Source organism: Elongatibacter sediminis (assembly GCF_037892215.1).
In the GTDB taxonomy this organism is placed as follows: Bacteria; Pseudomonadota; Gammaproteobacteria; order Xanthomonadales; family SZUA-36; genus Elongatibacter; species Elongatibacter sediminis.
The window spans coordinates 38,805-54,552 of the sequence record NZ_JAZHOG010000015.1 but is presented as its reverse complement, the minus strand read 5'-3'; the positions used below and the strand labels follow the sequence as shown (position 1 = coordinate 54,552).

Annotated in this window: 13 protein-coding genes; 7 read left to right on the top strand and 6 right to left on the bottom strand. The window is 63.5% G+C overall.

The window, feature by feature from the left end; all coding sequences use genetic code 11:
• The first annotated feature begins 135 nt into the window (after positions 1 to 135).
• The 5 genes from V3330_RS18200 to V3330_RS18180 all read left to right on the top strand — a co-directional run bounded on the left by V3330_RS18200 (position 136) and on the right by V3330_RS18180 (position 4,940).
• Entirely contained in the window at positions 136 to 861 is a 726-nt protein-coding gene (locus V3330_RS18200) for a murein L,D-transpeptidase catalytic domain family protein (protein WP_354696878.1), read from the top strand.
• Positions 861 to 2,441: a L,D-transpeptidase family protein gene (locus tag V3330_RS18195; protein ID WP_354696877.1), complete on the top strand. Its 1,581-nt coding sequence runs from the start codon at positions 861 to 863 to the stop codon at positions 2,439 to 2,441. The genes V3330_RS18200 and V3330_RS18195 overlap by 1 nt, the downstream gene beginning before the upstream one ends.
• A gap of 331 nt (positions 2,442 to 2,772) precedes the next feature.
• On the top strand, positions 2,773 to 4,029 hold the full coding sequence (locus tag V3330_RS18190; protein ID WP_354696876.1) for an OmpP1/FadL family transporter: 1,257 nt from the start codon (positions 2,773 to 2,775) through the stop codon (positions 4,027 to 4,029).
• Positions 4,030 to 4,056: 27 nt separating this feature from the next.
• The gene (locus V3330_RS18185; RefSeq protein WP_354696875.1) at positions 4,057 to 4,482 is read left to right on the top strand and encodes a YeeE/YedE family protein; all 426 of its coding nucleotides are present in this window, start codon (positions 4,057 to 4,059) and stop codon (positions 4,480 to 4,482) included.
• A gap of 2 nt (positions 4,483 to 4,484) precedes the next feature.
• Positions 4,485 to 4,940, top strand: coding sequence for a DUF6691 family protein (locus tag V3330_RS18180; protein ID WP_354696874.1), 456 nt, complete (start codon positions 4,485 to 4,487; stop codon positions 4,938 to 4,940).
• 292 nt (positions 4,941 to 5,232) lie between these two features.
• On the opposite strand, the gene V3330_RS18175 is transcribed toward V3330_RS18180, so the two are convergent.
• The 4 genes from V3330_RS18175 to V3330_RS18160 all read right to left on the bottom strand — a co-directional run bounded on the left by V3330_RS18175 (position 5,233) and on the right by V3330_RS18160 (position 10,628).
• Positions 5,233 to 5,460: an ATP-binding protein gene (locus tag V3330_RS18175; RefSeq protein WP_354696917.1), complete on the bottom strand. Its 228-nt coding sequence runs from the start codon at positions 5,458 to 5,460 to the stop codon at positions 5,233 to 5,235.
• A 144-nt stretch (positions 5,461 to 5,604) separates the two neighbouring features.
• Positions 5,605 to 6,801, bottom strand: coding sequence for a class II histone deacetylase (locus V3330_RS18170; RefSeq protein WP_354696873.1), 1,197 nt, complete (start codon positions 6,799 to 6,801; stop codon positions 5,605 to 5,607).
• A gap of 10 nt (positions 6,802 to 6,811) precedes the next feature.
• The gene (locus V3330_RS18165) at positions 6,812 to 8,389 is read right to left on the bottom strand and encodes a carboxylesterase/lipase family protein (protein ID WP_354696872.1); all 1,578 of its coding nucleotides are present in this window, start codon (positions 8,387 to 8,389) and stop codon (positions 6,812 to 6,814) included.
• Between the two features lie 13 nt (positions 8,390 to 8,402).
• Complete coding sequence (locus tag V3330_RS18160) at positions 8,403 to 10,628, bottom strand: TonB-dependent receptor (RefSeq protein ID WP_354696871.1); 2,226 nt, start codon at positions 10,626 to 10,628, stop codon at positions 8,403 to 8,405.
• Positions 10,629 to 10,792: 164 nt separating this feature from the next.
• On the opposite strand from V3330_RS18160, the gene V3330_RS18155 reads away from it, so the two are divergent.
• The gene (locus V3330_RS18155; protein WP_354696870.1) at positions 10,793 to 11,431 is read left to right on the top strand and encodes a TetR/AcrR family transcriptional regulator; all 639 of its coding nucleotides are present in this window, start codon (positions 10,793 to 10,795) and stop codon (positions 11,429 to 11,431) included.
• Between the two features lie 104 nt (positions 11,432 to 11,535).
• Positions 11,536 to 12,852, top strand: coding sequence for an MFS transporter (locus V3330_RS18150; RefSeq protein ID WP_354696869.1), 1,317 nt, complete (start codon positions 11,536 to 11,538; stop codon positions 12,850 to 12,852).
• A gap of 31 nt (positions 12,853 to 12,883) precedes the next feature.
• Here the strand turns inward: V3330_RS18150 and V3330_RS18145 are convergent, their stop codons facing one another.
• Positions 12,884 to 15,193, bottom strand: a complete 2,310-nt coding sequence (locus V3330_RS18145) for an ATP-binding protein (protein WP_354696868.1) — start codon at positions 15,191 to 15,193, stop codon at positions 12,884 to 12,886.
• Positions 15,136 to 15,723: a DUF4390 domain-containing protein gene (locus V3330_RS18140; protein ID WP_354696867.1), complete on the bottom strand. Its 588-nt coding sequence runs from the start codon at positions 15,721 to 15,723 to the stop codon at positions 15,136 to 15,138. The genes V3330_RS18145 and V3330_RS18140 overlap by 58 nt, the downstream gene beginning before the upstream one ends.
• Between the last annotated feature and the right edge of the window lie 25 nt (positions 15,724 to 15,748).

Here is a 15,748-nt window from a genome sequence, read left to right as displayed (position 1 = left end):
GTCGAAGCACGGTTGCCACGGCGCCTCGACCCGTTGCTGACACGCCGACCCGAGGGGTGCCGTCCGGTTCGGCCGGACTGCGCCGGCGGCCGTCCGTGCTTCCCGAAACCCACAGACTGGGTTAGGCTGGATCCGATGATCTCCCTGTCCTCCCGCCTGTTCGCATTCCTCGGCCTCGTCGTGCTCGTGCCGGTGAGCCTTCCGGCGCTGGCGGACAGCCTGCTCCGGCAACTCACCGCCGAGGCGCCGGATGTATCGCCACGGGTGCTGGCTCTGGCGCTCGAAGCGCGTGAGTGCGCGGCCATCAGTGGCGTGGCCCCGTCCTCGGCGCGGCTGGCTGTGATCGATTACTCGCGGCCTTCGACCGAGCCGCGGCTGTGGGTGTTCGATCTCTCTTCCGAGCCGCAGCTTCTGTACGCTGAGCACGTTGCGCACGGCAGCGGCAGCGGCGGCAACCGGGCGGTCGACTTTTCCAACACCGAAGGCAGCCACCAGTCCAGCCTCGGCCTGTTCCTCACGGCCGAAACCTATCACGGCGGTAACGGTTATTCCCTGCGGCTGGATGGCCTCGAATCCGGTATCAACGATCGGGCGCGCGAACGCTACATCGTCATGCACGGCGCGTGGTACGTTGATCCCGATCTGGCGCTGCGGCAGGGTCGGCTCGGGCGTAGCCAGGGGTGCCCCGCGGTTCGCGAAGAGGTCGCCGGGGAGGTGATCGACACGCTGGCCGAAGGGCAGTTGTTGTTCGCTTACTACCCGGATTCCGACTGGTTGTCCTCGTCACCCTTCATTGGCTGTCGCGCGAACAACGTGGCCCGTGTCGGCCCCGAGCGGGTGAAGCCCGGTCTTTCCCCCTGATGCCTGGCCGGCGCGGCATCGTTCAGGTACTGGCGGTGCTCGCGGCGATTGCCCTGGGCGATGCGCGATCCGACACCTCCCCGGACGAGCTGAAGGCGCGGCTGGAGTCCATGGCCGCGGACCCGTCCGCGAGCCCGGCCTTGACCGACCTGGCGGCAGTCCGATCTTTCTACGGAGCTCGCGCCTTCGTGGCCGCCTGGCAGGGCCCGGCCTGCCTGGAGCGGCTGGCCGACCTCTCGGACGCCATAAAAGCCAGCGATGCACACGGCCTGAATTCGGACGTGTATCACCGTTCGGCGTTGGCGCGGTCGAAGGGCTGCAGCCTGGATACCGAATTGGCGGCCACCGACGCATGGCTCAGCCTCGCTGCACACCTGCGCGGCGGCCGGACGGACCCGGTGACGCTCGAGCCGGACTGGACCGCACGGCGGTTGGACATGGATTTTGCCGCGCGGCTCGAGCAGGCGTTGGCCGAAGACAACGTGCGTGAATCGCTCCTGGGCCTGGCGCCCAGCCAGCCGTTCTACCGCGCCTTGAAGGAGGCCTTGGTTCAGTTCCGGGGCCATGCGGCGCGGGGTGGCTGGCCCGCGATCGACGACGGACCCGTGCTGCGCGCCGGGGACGCGGGTCCGCGCGTGCAGCAGCTGCGCTCGCGCCTGGCGCGCGGCGGGTTGCTGGATCCGTCACTGGCCGAATCCACGGATCCGTTCGACGCAACCCTGGAAGCCGCGGTCAAGACGTTCCAGTTGAGCGCGAACCTCGAGCCGGATGGCATCGTCGGCGCCATGACGCTGAGTGATCTGAACCAGACCGCCGCGGATCGGGTCGCCCAGTTGCGCGTCAACCTGGAGCGCTGGCGCTGGCTGCCCGAAGATCTCGGGCAGAAGCACATTCGTGTCAACATTGCCGACTTCCGGCTCGAGGCCCGGGCCGCGGGTGCCGTTGAGCGGGAGCACAAGGTGATCGTGGGCAGACAGTACCGCCGCACGCCGATTTTCTCGGGTGAGATCAGCTATCTTGTTCTCAACCCGTGGTGGGAGACACCGCGCCGCCTCACGGTGCAGGACAAGTTGCCCACCTTCAGGCAGGACCCCGGAGCGGTGGATCGGCTCGGCTTCGAGATCGTGGACGCCCAGGGGCGCAAGGTGGACCCGGGCTCGATTGACTGGGCCACGGTCACCGCGCAGACATTTCCTTTTCGCCTCCGCCAGGCGCCGGGTCCGTTGAATGCGCTGGGCCAGGTCAAGATCATGTTTCCCAATTCGCACGCGGTGTACCTGCACGACACGCCAACCCGTGGTTTGTTTTCCAGGGTCCGGCGTGACTTCTCATCGGGCTGTATCCGGGTCGAGGATGCGCTCGGCCTGACCGCGTGGATACTCAACGGCAGCCCGGGCTGGGATCGCGCGCGCATCGAAAAAGCCGTGGCTTCCGGCAAGGAAACCCGCGTCGAAGTGCCGGCCAGAGTGCCAGTGCACCTGCTTTACCTGACCGTGGTGCCGGGCACCGGCAATCACGTGCGTTTCATTGACGATATCTACGGTCGCGACACCGCCGTGCTGGAAGCGCTCGACGGCTAGCCCTGACGTACCTCCGGACCGGCACCGCCTCCCGTGCATGGCGCCCACCAGGGTGCCGCAACGATCAGCCTGATCAGGCTGACCCTTTCGGACGTTACCAGCAATCTTTTGGGGCTGGTTGAGGAGACCGGCCCGAGCCTGTTCGGATTACAGCCCCAAAGCCTGAAGCCAGGAGCGCGGCGGCGCCTCGCCTGGTCATTCTTATTCGAATCGCTTATGTGCATATCACGAGATATTCCTTCGGTGTTGCGCCTGTCGCCACTAAATTAGGCGTGTGCAAGTACGTCTGGCCCATCCGATGGCCCATCCGAAATTTCGCAGGAGCAACAACTTGAACCGCATTTACGCAGTCGGCTTGGTTGTGGGTATGCTCGTCTCCTTCGACGCTGCCGCCACCAACGGGTACTTCAGCCACGGTTGGGGCACCATCAGCATGGGCATGGCGGGGGCCGGGACAGCCTGGTCTCAGGACAGCCTGGCCGCTGCGGCCAATCCGGCCGGTATGGCTTTTGTCGGCGATCGCGTGGATGTCGGCGCGGAATGGTTCTCGCCACGCCGCGAATATGCGGTCGAAGGCGGCATGACGGCACCGCCGCCCGGTACGTTCTTTCTGGAGCCGGGCAAGGTCACCAGCAATGCAGAACACTTCATCATCCCGGATTTTGGCTACAACCGGCAGATCAGCGAACGCCACACCGTTGGGCTGACGATTTTCGCCAACGGCGGGATGCGCACCGATTATCCGAAGAGTACCTTCTGCCCCCCCTGCGCGGATGGCGACACGGGCGTCGACCTGGCGCAGGTATTCATCGCGCCAACCTGGACGTTCCGGTTTGCCGAGGATCAGGCCCTGGGTGTTTCACCGATCATCGCCTGGCAACGCTTCGAGATCGAAAACGTCGGCTCGTTCGCCCCTTTCTCCTCGGACCCGCAAAATCTTTCGGACCGGGGTTTCGACAAGAGCTGGGGTTTTGGCCTGCAGATCGGCTGGCAGGGCGCTCTCGGCGCCGGTGTGCGCGGCGGGATCAGCTACCGGTCGAAAATCTACATGCAGGCATTCAACCGTTACCGCGGCCTGTTCGCCGAACAGGGTGATTTCGACATCCCGCCGATGATCAATGCCGGGTTGGCCTGGAAGTTCACCCCGAATCAGCACCTCCTGCTGGATATCCAGCATGTTGCCTATTCCGAGATCGACGCCGTCGGCAATCCGATGCTCCCCCATCTGCAACTGGCCAGGCTGGGTGACGACGACGGCGCGGGCTTCGGCTGGGACGACGTGACCACGTTGAAGTTGGGGTGGCAATGGGATCCGAACGAACGCCATGCATGGCGCGCGGGCGTCAGCTACGGGGAGCAGCCGATTCCGGACAGCGAAGTGCTGTTCAACATCCTTGCTCCCGGTGTTCCCGAATGGCACTTCACCGGTGGGTTTACGCACCGATTCGAACGGCTGGAGCTTTCCGGCATGGTTTTCTATGCGCCATCCAAAAGTGTGACTGGAAACAACCCACTGGGGCCCGGGCAGGAAATCACCCTGCGGATGTACCAGGTGGGTGCTTCCGTCAGCCTCGGCTGGAAGCTCTAGGCAGACGGTGAGAAGGAGTACGAGGACATGATCGAGTTTACACCCTGGAGCGCACTGGCCGGAGGCAGCCTGATTGGTATTGCAACGGCCATCCTGTTGTTGTCGCAGCAGCGCATTGCCGGCGTCTCCGGAATCGCCGCCGGTCTTCTCGAGCCGACGGAAAGAAAGCAGGGCTGGCGCTGGATGTTCGTCGCCGGGCTGGTGCTGGGCACGGTGTTGTTCCAGTTGTTGGGTGGGGACACCTCGCAGATCCGGATCGATGCCGACAGCACCGTATTGGTGATCGGTGGCGTGCTCGTGGGTTTTGGCACCCGATTGGGTGGCGGCTGCACCAGCGGCCATGGTGTGTGCGGAATTTCACGGGGTTCGGCGCGCTCGATTGTCGCCACCATCATCTTCATGGTTACGGCGGCCATCGTCGTTTACCTCAGCCGTCACGTGGCGGGAGCCTGAAAATGAAACAGAATCTACTGGCTTTGCTGAGCGGCACCCTTTTCGGCATCGGTCTGGCGCTGAGCCAGATGCTCGATCCGGCGAAAGTGCTGGCCTTTCTCGATTTCGCCGGAGCCTGGGACCCCAGCCTCGCATTCGTCATGGCCGGAGCGGTCGGTGTCACGGCTGTTGCCTGGTGGTGGCAGGACCGGGGCCGGCCCGCACATGCATTGATTCGGCGCGGCGGATGGAGCGGCATCGATACGCGCTTGATCGCGGGTTCCGCCGTGTTCGGTATCGGTTGGGGTCTGGTCGGTTTTTGCCCCGGTCCGGCGATTTCGGCTCTGGGACTGTGGAGCTTCAAGCCGTTGCTGTTCGTCGCCGCAATGATTCTGGGCATGGCCTTGTACGCCCCGGCCCGGGCCACATGGTCTACCTTGCAGTTCGGTAACGCCCGCCTGTTCGACAGCGAAACCTGACGCAACAGCAGCAGCCAACACCCGAACTCCCCTCATCCCGGACCTGATCCCAAAACCGCCCTCCCGGACCTGATCCCAAAACCGTCATCCCGGACCTGATTCCAAAACCGTCATCCCGGACCTGATCCCAAGACCGTCATCCCCGACCTGATCCCAAGACCGTCATCCCGGACCTGATCCCAAAACCGTCATCCCGGACTTGATCCCAAAACCGTCATCCCGGACTTGATCCCATTACCGTCATCCCGGACTTGATCCGGGATCCACCGGCCCAAAAACCATGGACCCCGGCTCAAGGCCGGGGTGACGCAGGTTCAGCGTACGGACCTTCGTTGGCCAGGGTGATTCTTCCATCGTGTTCGGTGACGATTCTGCGGCAGATGGCGAGCCCGAGTCCGCTGCCGCCGGATTTGCGACTGACGCGGGGCTCGAACGGACGTTCGAGGATCTCGGCGGGAAAACCGGGGCCGCTGTCTTCAATTTCCAGTCTCAACCAGTTCTGTCCTTCGAATGATTTCAGCCTGGAGTCGCCGCTGCGGCTTCTGTAGCCTGGCGCAATGACCGTGCCCGAGTGCCCGGATTAGAGATGCAAGCGGTCGCCAAATCAGCCGCCTGATCCTGAACTGAATCCAGCCTTATTTGTTCCGGTGGCTGAACAGGCGCGTTATGGATTTGTGGGTCCCGGGTTTCTGCGTGAGTTCTCGATGCACTCACGCCACGTTTTCAGTATTTCACCGGGATTGATGCTGGTCCCGGCGCCGGACTGGTCATAATAGGCGGCGGGGTCGCGCAACCCGCTGTCCACGCCCAGAACGCCCTCAAGGGTGGCGTGAGCGCAGAACGCGGTGTACGTCACCGCGTATCCACCCTCCTGAAACAATACCAGCCGGTTACTCGCGTGCGCGGCCGCCCAGGCCCTGACCTGGCGTCCAAGTTCCCGGAAGCCCCGCATGGTCAGCAGGCTGCGGCCGTTGGGGTCGAACTGATTCGCATCCTGGCCGCAAGCCACCAGAATCAGCTCCGGTGCGAACTCGTCGATAACCGGCCGAACCGCGAGCCTCATCACTTCGTCGTAACAGGCGTCTCCCGCACCGTACGCAACAGGCAGGTTCAGGTTGTATCCGATGCCGGCGCCCTCGCCGACTTCGTCCACGGTCCCGCGCTGCGGATGATTCTCGCCCCAGCACCCGTGGGGCATGTGAATCGAGACGGTCAGCACGCGATCGTCATCATAAAAACCTTCCTGGGTGCCATTACCGTGGTGCTGATCCCAGTCCACGATGGCGATGCGCTTCACGCCACGATCCAGTGCGTGGTGTGCCGCGATACCTACATTGTTGAAAATGCAGCTTCCGTCCGCCTGCCCCGGTTGTGCGTGATGCCCCGGCGGTCTGACCAGGGCATACGCGGCGCGGCTCTCGCCCGACAGCACGCTGTCCGTCGCGGCGATACTCAGTCCGGCGGCCCGCATGGCCGCTCGCCAGGTTCCCGGTCCGGCCACGGTGCCCGCGCCGTCCAGCCGCAGCGGACCGCGTGTGTCGGCTTCTCTGACGCAATCCGTGTAGGTGCGGGTATGGAACCGGTGAATCTGGTCTTCGGAAGCCGGAGCCGCCGTGTTCCAGCGAATCCGGGATCGCAATGGCCCGCGCTCCAGGATCGCTTTGACGTTGAGCAGGCGCGTGGCGTTCTCGGGATGGGGTTCCTGCGCGTACATCAGTGGCGAAGGAGCATCTTCGAACACCCCTTCGCCGGTATCGTGCAGGAGAATGTCGTCGTGCCAGAACACGTCGAGTGAGGGCGATTCGGGATTCAACGGTTCCTCCTGCTGGTCGTCCCGGCTGGTGCGGCTGCCGTGTCGCACAGTCGGAATTTCAGTCCCAGATGAGGCATTGGTTTTCGCTCCACCACTCGCGGGTTTCTTTTCTAGGGTCGCAGATCAGGCGCGAACGCTCGTCGATAACGAGTACGTTTCGGGCTGCTCGGGAATAGGGCCGCCACTCGCCGGCCAGCAGTGGACTTTGGGGTTGCTCACCGTGTGCGAATCGCCCGATGGCATTCTGCATGGCCTGTGCCAGCAGGTTCCTGCGCTGCCGTTCCGGCCCTCGTCCCGTGGACCCCAGCAATACTTTCGCTTGCTCGGTTTCCAGCTTGTCGAACCAGAAACACAAGTCGGTCGCATGCGCCGCCCCCAGGGGGGATGCACTGTTCTGCCAAGCGAATTCGTAAACCCAGACCGACTCTGAGAATTGGCTCAAGGCTTCCGCCATGACCAGGGACGGCATGACGTACCAGATGTCGGACAGCAATCGCATCCCCCGGATGCCCTGTGGATCGTCGCCATAGACCCGGTCATACACATCGATCACTTGCCGTTGATGTTCCGGATCGATGTTCAGGCCGTGCAACTGCTGTTCATACGGCTTGGCCGCCAGGTCAGGGTCGTAGAGAAGGTAGAGCCCCATCTCGAAGGAGGTGTAGCCGAGCAGGATTTCGAATTCCGCGAAGGCTCCGGAATGGGCGGCCGCGATGGGGCATTGGGCGATGAAGTCACCGTCCACCCGGGGCGTGAACATCGATTGTTCGAACACGTGGAGTTTCGAAAATGCGCGGCGGTGCCGCTCCATCAGTTCCCGGGTATCGAGACTCAGCAGGGACGGCATGTCCTGGATATCGGCCGCTTCGAGAAACCGGTCCGCGGCCGCCTCGCCTCCGGCAATGCTGTAGTCGTGGCGCATCCGGTTGCCGCCGATTCCGCTCATGAGAATGACCCGGCGCGTCAGGCCGCTGAGCGCGCCCGAGGCCATGAGCCAGGTGATGTCGATGCTGCCGGCGGATTCGCCCATCAGCGTGATGCGTTCCGGATCACCTCCGAATGCGGCGATGTTCTCCCTGACCCACAGAATCGCGGCCAGCTGGTCACGCAGCCCGTTGGCGTGCGAGCCCCGATAGTCCGGGCCGCCGAATGCGCCGAATTCCATGAAACCCAGCATGCCCAGGCGGTAATTGAAGGAAACGAATACAACATCACATCTCCGGGCGAGTCGGTCTCCGTGGTACAGGGGCAGCCGGCTGCTGCCCACCCAGTTGGCGCCGCCGTGGATGAAGATCACCGTTGGCCGTCGCCGTGCGTCGCAGCCCGGCGTCCAGATGTTGAGTGTCAGGCTGCCCTCGCCACCGACGAAGATCCGCTCCGGGTCGTCATCCGTTTCACCGAAGTCTTCCAGGGTTCCTTCATGGCGGTCGTACAGGTGTGCCGCCGACGGGCCGAAATCGGTGGCGTCCAGGGTGCCGGGCCAGGAAACCGGGCTCAACGGGGGCTGAAAACGTCGCTCCCCGCCGGCAGGCTCGGTAAACGGCATGCCGAAAAAGCCCGCAACGCCGTCCCCGACGTCGGCCAGCCCCTCTGCGGTGCCGGCCTGGCAGTCGACCCGAAGACGTTGTGACCCCATGACCCGGATCCGGCTACAGGCGCCAGGTGAAATCAATCCCGAACGTGCGTGGCTCGCCCAGGCCCGAAACCAGGTCGACGACCGCCGTGAACGGTCGCGCACCCGTGCCGTTGGTGAAATACACCTCGTCAGTCACGTTTTTCAGGTAGGCGCTCAGGCCCCACTTGCCGCTGCGGCTGACATAACCGGCGCGAAGGTTGAAGACCCCGTAGTCATCCAGTTCGAGACTGTTGGTTCCCATCATGTCGTCCTGATAAACGTATTCCAGCCGGACGGAGCCCTGCCCGCCGAACGACAAAGCCTGCCGGTAGGTGGAACTGATGACGCCGTTCAGCTTCGGGTTGTACACCAGCCGGTCACCTTCGGCGATTCGCGTGACGTCGGCCCGGAGTTTGGTCACTTCGGTGTTGGACACCCCGCCCGCGGCCGCGAATTCCCAGTGTTCGCCCAACAGATAGGTCAAGTCAATTTCAAGGCCATCGCCCCTGACCTTGCCGACATTTTCGATGCCGAAAGCCGCGCCCGATGTATTCACAGCCACCTGCAGGCCATCGTAGTAGAACAGGTAGGCGCTCAGGTTCAGGCGCAGGCGGTTATCGAACCACATCGACTTGATGCCGACCTCGAAATTGTCGATGTCCTCGGGGTCGTAGACTTTCGGGCGCGCACCGGCCGGAACACCGTCGAAGCCGAAGAAGCGGCGAAACGACGGGTCATCGGTATCGAAACCGAAAGAATCGATGCCGCCGGGTTTGAAGCCCTGGGAGTAGGTGAAGAATCCGAGCACATCGTCATTGAACCGATAGCTGGCGGACGCCCGCAGGCTGAAATCATCCCAATCGCCCTGGCTGACAACCGGAACGGATGTATACAGGCCCCACAGGTAACAGGCGCAGGGGAAGCTGGCCGTGGTGTTTCTCGGGTCGGTCGCCGGATTCTGCAGGAAGATCTCCAGCTCTTTCTCGTCGTAGGAGTAGCGTCCGCCGAGAATCAGTTCCAGTTTGCTCGTGACATCGAAAGACACTTCGCCATAGACGCTCCAGCCTTCCGATGTGCCGTCATACAGACCCAGTTCGTAGAAAGGTTGGCCGCTGAACCCTTCCCGCACCCCGGTGAACGCGAAGCCCTGGTCCACTTGCTCGTCGATGTAGCCCGTGACGTCATCCGAAAACCAGCTCGCGCCGACGAACCACCGCAGCGACTCGCGCTGTCCACTGATGCGGAACTCCTGGCTGAACAGTTCGGAGGTCTGTCCCTGCAGGAACGGTGACGCCGTGAGGGCGATGGCCAGCGCATCGAAGTCTTCCGCGTAGTCCCAGGTGGAATCGCGATACGCGGTAATGGACTGGAATTCGAGGATCTCCGTCGGCGAAAACGTGACGTCGAGAACCACGGTGTCGTGTTCGTTTTCGATAAAGGACTCGTCGCCCATCAGGTCCGACTCGAACCGGGCGGTGGCTCCCTGGTGCCGGTCGTTGCCGCTGCCGCGACGCTCTTCGTGATTGTAGGTCAAGGTCGCGTCGAGTTGCTCGCCGGCGTAGCGGGCCGCGAGTCGAAAAGCCTCGATGTCGCGGAACTTCAGGTCTTCTCCGCCGGCCTCATTGTTCAGATAGCCATCGATCTCGTGGCTGAGAAAAGATCCGCGAATGAAGAATTCCGGCGACAGTTCGCCATTCAGGGTGGCCAGAACCCGCTGACGGTCGCGCTCACCCAGGCCCAGTTCGAGGCTGGCGTCAAATCCTTCCACCGGCCTGTTGTTCGTGATGCTGATCGCGCCTGACGTCGCCGAGCGCCCGAACAGGGTGGCCTGCGGTCCTTTGATCACCTCCACTCGCTGAACGTCGAAGATGCTGCTCATCGATGCGCCGGTACGCCCCTGGTAGACGCCGTCGACGAAAATACCGAAAGCTGGGTCGCCGCCGTAGCCGAAGTCGTTGGAGCGGATGCCGCGGATGCTCGACAAGCCGATGAAGTCGTAGTTCGGAGGCGCCGTGTATCCCGGCGTATAGAGGTAGAGATCCTGCACATCCAGGACACCATGATCTTCGATGAAATCCGAGCCGAAAGCGGTAATGGCGACCGGCACGTCCTGGATCGACTGCTCCCGCTTTTGCGCCGTGACGATGATTTCCTCGAGCTGCGAGACCTGCGCGAACGTGGGGTTCAGGAACAGCGAACTCATCAACAGCAGGCTCCAGTGCCACTGCCTGCGAAGAAAGGGACTCTTCATTTCGATCATGGCGTTACTCCCGCGCGGATGCGCTTTGGGTAAAATAGAGCAATTGCTCTATATTTCCGAGCGTATACTGCGTTTGGAAGAGTGTCAATGTTCCGGGCGGGCATTAGAATGGCGTTTCAGCGATAGGGCGCATGTCTGTGTTGACCCGGGCCAGGGGAAAGCGAATGGGTGGTGCGAACAACAAGCAGAGATCGGTACAGGCCCGTAAACGGCCGGTGCAGAAACGGTCCGAAAACAGCCTTGAGCGAATTCTCGCCGTATCCGCCGAGATTCTCGAGCAGGCCGGTGTCGAAGGCTTCAACACCAACGAAATTTCGAAACGTTCGGGCGTCGCCATTGGCTCCGTATACCACTACTTTCCAAACAAGGAAGCGATTCTCTTCGCGTTGTGTTCGCGTTGGCTGGACAGTATCACCGCCAAGTACGAGTCGTTCGAGGAACTGGGACTGGACGGAGAGGACCCACGTGCTTTCTGGCGCGCCCTAATCGACCGGCTCTTCGAAGGCTATCGTATGACCCGCGGATTACGCGCCATCACCCAGGCGACGGAGATGTGGCCTCAGATCAAGGAGCTGGACGTGAGGTTCGACGAAAAGGTCATCCTTCGCATCGGCTTCTACCTGCGCCTGCTCGGCATCAAGGCGAGCCAACGAGAACAGAAACGCCTGTCCACCCTGATCCTGAACATGCTGCATTACGGGCTGCTGCTGTCGGTTTCGATGTCGAGCGGGGAAGCGGACAAGAACCTCGATGACATCACCGAAAACCTGGTTTCGATGGTCGAGCGCCACCGCCCGACTTGACGGCGGCACTCCGGCGGTGGATCATGCGGTTCATAATATAGAGCTATTGCTCGGTTTATAGGGAACGCCTGAACCATGGCGAATGCCATCCGCTCGACCATCGCATGACTGCCCGGGCGCCCGGGTCCACGCAAAGCCTCGGTGTTCTGAATTCGCTCAGAACCCATCTGCTGCTCGTCCTGCTCATTGCTCTGAACTTTCTCAACTTCGTCGACCGCTATCTCCTCAAGGGCTTCGCCAACGACGTCATTTCGGATCTCGGTCTCACCTACCTGCAGTTCGGTCTGCTCACCGGCATCGTGTTCTCGGTGTTCTATTCGACCTGTGGTCTTTTTATCGGCATCATCGCGGATCACTTCAATCGCCTGAAGGTCATCGCGGCCGGGGCCATGATCTGGAGCGCGCTGACGGCACTGACCGGCGTGGCCAGGGGGTTTCCCGACATTGCCCTGGCGCGCGCCTTCATCGGCGTCGGCGAGAGTGCCCTGACGCCGGCCAGTCTGTCTTTGATCAAAGACATTTTTCCGCCGCGCCGCCTGGCGCTGGTTACCTCGCTGTACTACCTGGGTGTCCCCCTGGGGACCGGGTTCAGCGTGGTGGTCGCGGGGCTGCTGGGGCCTTCGCTCGGGTGGCGGGGAACGTTCATCCTGTTGGGCATGGCGGGAGTCGTCCTGAGCCTGCTGGTGCTCTTGTTCCGGGAACCCCGTCGCCAGTCAGGAACGCCGAGCGCCATCAATTTCCGTACCTCGTTCCAGGCCCTCGCCCGCACGCTGGCAGGCTCGCCTGCATTGCGTTATCTGATCCTGGCCTCGGTTCTGATGCAGTTTTCGCTGGGGGGTGATGTCTTCGAACAGGTCTGGTTGGTCAATGAACGGGGTTTCGACAGCCAGAGCGCCCGGCTCATCTTCGGCTCGATTTACCTGGTTGCTGCGACCATCGCGCTGATCCTGGGTGGCTTGCTCGCGGACTGGCTGGGGGCGCGCCATCCGCAAGGCAAGCTCCACGCCTTGCTCATCGCCGCCCTGTTCCTGGTGCCGACCTTGTTGTTTCGGATCACGCCGCCGGATCTGCCCTTTTTCTACGTGTTCGCCGTGCTTTCCAGCATGTTCGCTTCACTGACCATCGGGCCGTATTACTCCAGCATCCAGGAACTGTCGCCGGCGCACATGCGATCCACCGTGCTGGCCTTCGTCCTGCTGGCGACCACGCTCGTCGGTTTCTCGCTGGGCAGTGCCGTATTCGGCATGTTGACGGACGCATTCACCAGCTGGGGGCTGGCGCAACCGCTGTCGGTCGCCATGATGGTCGTCAATGGCATCGGTCTTTTGAGTATACCCGCCGTTCTTCTGGCCATCCGACATCACAAAGGCAGCGAGCTGCCCGAGATCGCCGAACCGCTCGCTTCCGCGCGCGGACGCTAGGCGACCGGTGTCGTCAATTTCCTGACCCGGCTCACTGCGCGGTTCCGGAGTGAGGTGGCGGGGCATTGCTCGCACCGACTTCCAATGGCAGCAATATCGTTACCCGACCAGCACCGTGCTCGGCGTTGGCCAGGGTGATTCTTCCATCGTGTTCGGTGACGATTTTGCGGCAGATGGCGAGTCCGAGCCCGCTGCCGCCGGATTTGCGACTGACGTGGGGCTCGAACGGACGTTCGAGGATCTCGGCGGGAAAACCGGGGCCACTGTCTTCAATTTCCAGTTTCAACCAGCTCTGTCCTTCGAATGATTTCATTGTGGTGCTGATGCGAATATTCGGCACCGAGTCGCCGCCGGCCTCGCGGGCGTTGCGGATGAGGTTGTGCAGCATCTGACGCAGGCGGCCGCTGTCGGCGGCCAGGCCGTCCGGGCCGGGGCGCAGGTCGAGTTCGAACGAGCCTGCGGTGTCGCCTTGCTGGTACAGCGCGACGACTTCGCGGATGAGTTCGTCCAGCCTGACCGGGTCGCGGGACAGTACGGGTTCGCGAGCGTAGTCGCCGAAGGCATCGACCAGGGTTCGCAAGGCTTCCACCTGGGCGACGATGGTGTCGGCGGCACGATCGAGGACCCGGCTATCGTCCGCCTCCAGCTTGTCGGCCAGCTTCATGCGCAGACGTTCGGCGGCCAGCCGGATCGGAGTCAGCGGGTTCTTCACTTCGTGGGCCAGGCGGCGGGCGGCTTCGGCCCAGGCGGCCTCGCGCTGGGCGAGGTTGAGTACGGTGACGTCGTCGAACACGATGACCATGCCGTCCTGCAGGCGCGAACCGCGCGCCAGCAGGACCAGGGGTGCGCCGTCGCGCTGCAGGCGGATCTCCTGCTGCCAGGTGGTGCGGCCGCGCTCGGTCTGCTGGCGGATGGCGTCGGCGAAGGGCTCCAGCCCCGGAGTGCTTGCGATCAGATCGCCCAGACGGCCGCCCGGCGCGAGGCCATCCAGTCCCAGGATGGCGCGGCAGGCGGCGTTGGCGCGCAACACCTGTTCGCTGGCGTCGAGGGTGAGTACACCGGACGAGAGGCTGCCGAGCACGGTCTCCAGATAGTCACCCTGCGCCTGCAATTTGGCGCGGCTTTCCTCGGCCGACTGGCTGGCCCTTTTGAGCGCCTGGGTCATGTCGTTGAACGAAGCCACCAGGAAGCCGATCTCATCGCGCTCGCCGGCTTCCACCTGGCGGTCGAAGTCGCCCCCGGCCACGTCCCGGGTGGCAGCGGACAGGCGGGATAACGGGGCCACCATGCGGCGGGCTGCATTCAGTGCGGCCAGGATGGCCAGCAGGATGGTCAACAACAGAACCAGCGACAGGATCAGCAGAAAGCTCTGTTTCAGGGATTCGCGCAGGTAGGCGACATTCTGGTAGCGGTAATATTCCTGCTCGACGGAGCCGGTCAGCGCGGTAATGTCGGCGGGCAGCGGGTAGATCGCCTGCAGTAGCCGCGGCGAACGGCCCGGGTAGGGGGCCGGCATGCGCACGATCACCCGGATCTGCAGGCTGCCGTCTCCGGTGGGCTCGGCAGCGGCGTATTCGCCCCGGTCACTGGCCTGCAGCAAGGCGAAGTCGCCGGGCCGTTCGGGCAGCCCGATAAGTGGATCGATGGTTGCGGTGGCCACGTAGGCGCCGTCAGGTTCCAGCACCGACAACTCCACCGGCCCGGTGGCGCGCACCCGTGACAGCAGCCGCCGGCGCAGTGCTTCGCCGTCGTCCTGAAGCAACTGGATCTCGTCGCTGATTTCCAGCAATTGATTGCGCACTTCCAGTGTTCGGGTGTCGAGAAATTCCTGGCCCAGGGCCAGCGAGTCCTCCAGCGCGCGTTCCACTTCCACGTCGAACCAGCTGTCGATGCTGCTGGTCAGGAACCAGGCCGAGAAAAAGTAAACGATCAGAGCCGGGGGCAGTGACAGAATCAGGAAATTGCGCACCCAGCGGGCCGAAAGCCGGGCGCCCGGGGTGGCGTTCCGAACCTTGCGGATCAGGCTGATCAGCCGCGAAACGATACTCCAGAACAAGGCCAGCAGCGCCACCGCGGCAATGCCCAGCACCCACAGGTAGTACTCGTCTAGCAGAGCGGCCGCGGTGCCATCGCCTTCGGGCAGCACACCCCCGACCAGAAGCAAGGCTGCCAGCAGGGCCACCAGCAGCGCTGCCGGCGGCAGGGTGCGCCAGGCCATCTGGCGCAGCGAGCGGCGTGGCGTGCTCTTGTCGCGCGGATCGCGTGCGCGTGTATCCGCCCCGGTCACGTCGGCTCCGGCCAGCGCACCGCTTCCACCCGCCAGCCGGAGTCGTGCCGCCAACGGGCCGAGAACCAGGCCGGCAGGCGCATTGGCCGGGGCAGGCGGCTGGCCAGCAACCGGCTGCGCGCACCGGCTTCCCACGGGCCGGTGCCGGCAAGCGTCCCGGGCAGCGGGAGTGTTACTTCGCGCAGGTCGGCCAGCGCGTGGCGCAGGCGGGGGTAGGTGCCCTGTTGCTGGCCGTCACCTTCCATCACCTGGTAGTGGTCGCTCAGCGGCAGGTAGCGGATTTCGAAGTGACGCTCGATGGTCATCACGTCGTTGCCGCCGCGGCTTCGGCGCAGCCTGGCCTCGACCTGTATGACCAGTGGTACGCCGTGCTCCAGGGCGGCACGCGCCTCCGTGCTGAGGCGAATGTCCTGGTGTACAACAAGTTGGACGTGCCCGGCCTGGCGGCTGGTTTCGAGTGACTCGATGGTAACGCCGAAGTCTTGCGCTTCAGACGCGCAGGCGGCCATCAGCCAGGCGGTGGCGAGGCAGGCGAGGATCCGGGCCGCCTCGCGGCCGCGCCGCCGCATCCAGACCCGACGCAAGGGATGGCTGCGAAAGGAGGGCCGT

What these genes read in the sequence shown, in the direction of transcription:
- V3330_RS18200 (WP_354696878.1), top strand. Translation starts at nt 136, where the DNA reads ATGATCTCCCTGTCCTCCCGCCTGTTCGCATTCCTCGGCCTCGTCGTG.
- V3330_RS18185 (WP_354696875.1), top strand. Translation starts at nt 4,057, where the DNA reads ATGATCGAGTTTACACCCTGGAGCGCACTGGCCGGAGGCAGCCTGATT.
- V3330_RS18195 (WP_354696877.1), top strand. Translation starts at nt 861, where the DNA reads ATGCCTGGCCGGCGCGGCATCGTTCAGGTACTGGCGGTGCTCGCGGCG.
- V3330_RS18165 (WP_354696872.1), bottom strand. Translation starts at nt 8,389, where the DNA reads ATGGGGTCACAACGTCTTCGGGTCGACTGCCAGGCCGGCACCGCAGAG.
- V3330_RS18180 (WP_354696874.1), top strand. Translation starts at nt 4,485, where the DNA reads ATGAAACAGAATCTACTGGCTTTGCTGAGCGGCACCCTTTTCGGCATC.
- V3330_RS18150 (WP_354696869.1), top strand. Translation starts at nt 11,536, where the DNA reads ATGACTGCCCGGGCGCCCGGGTCCACGCAAAGCCTCGGTGTTCTGAAT.
- V3330_RS18160 (WP_354696871.1), bottom strand. Translation starts at nt 10,628, where the DNA reads ATGATCGAAATGAAGAGTCCCTTTCTTCGCAGGCAGTGGCACTGGAGC.
- V3330_RS18155 (WP_354696870.1), top strand. Translation starts at nt 10,793, where the DNA reads ATGGGTGGTGCGAACAACAAGCAGAGATCGGTACAGGCCCGTAAACGG.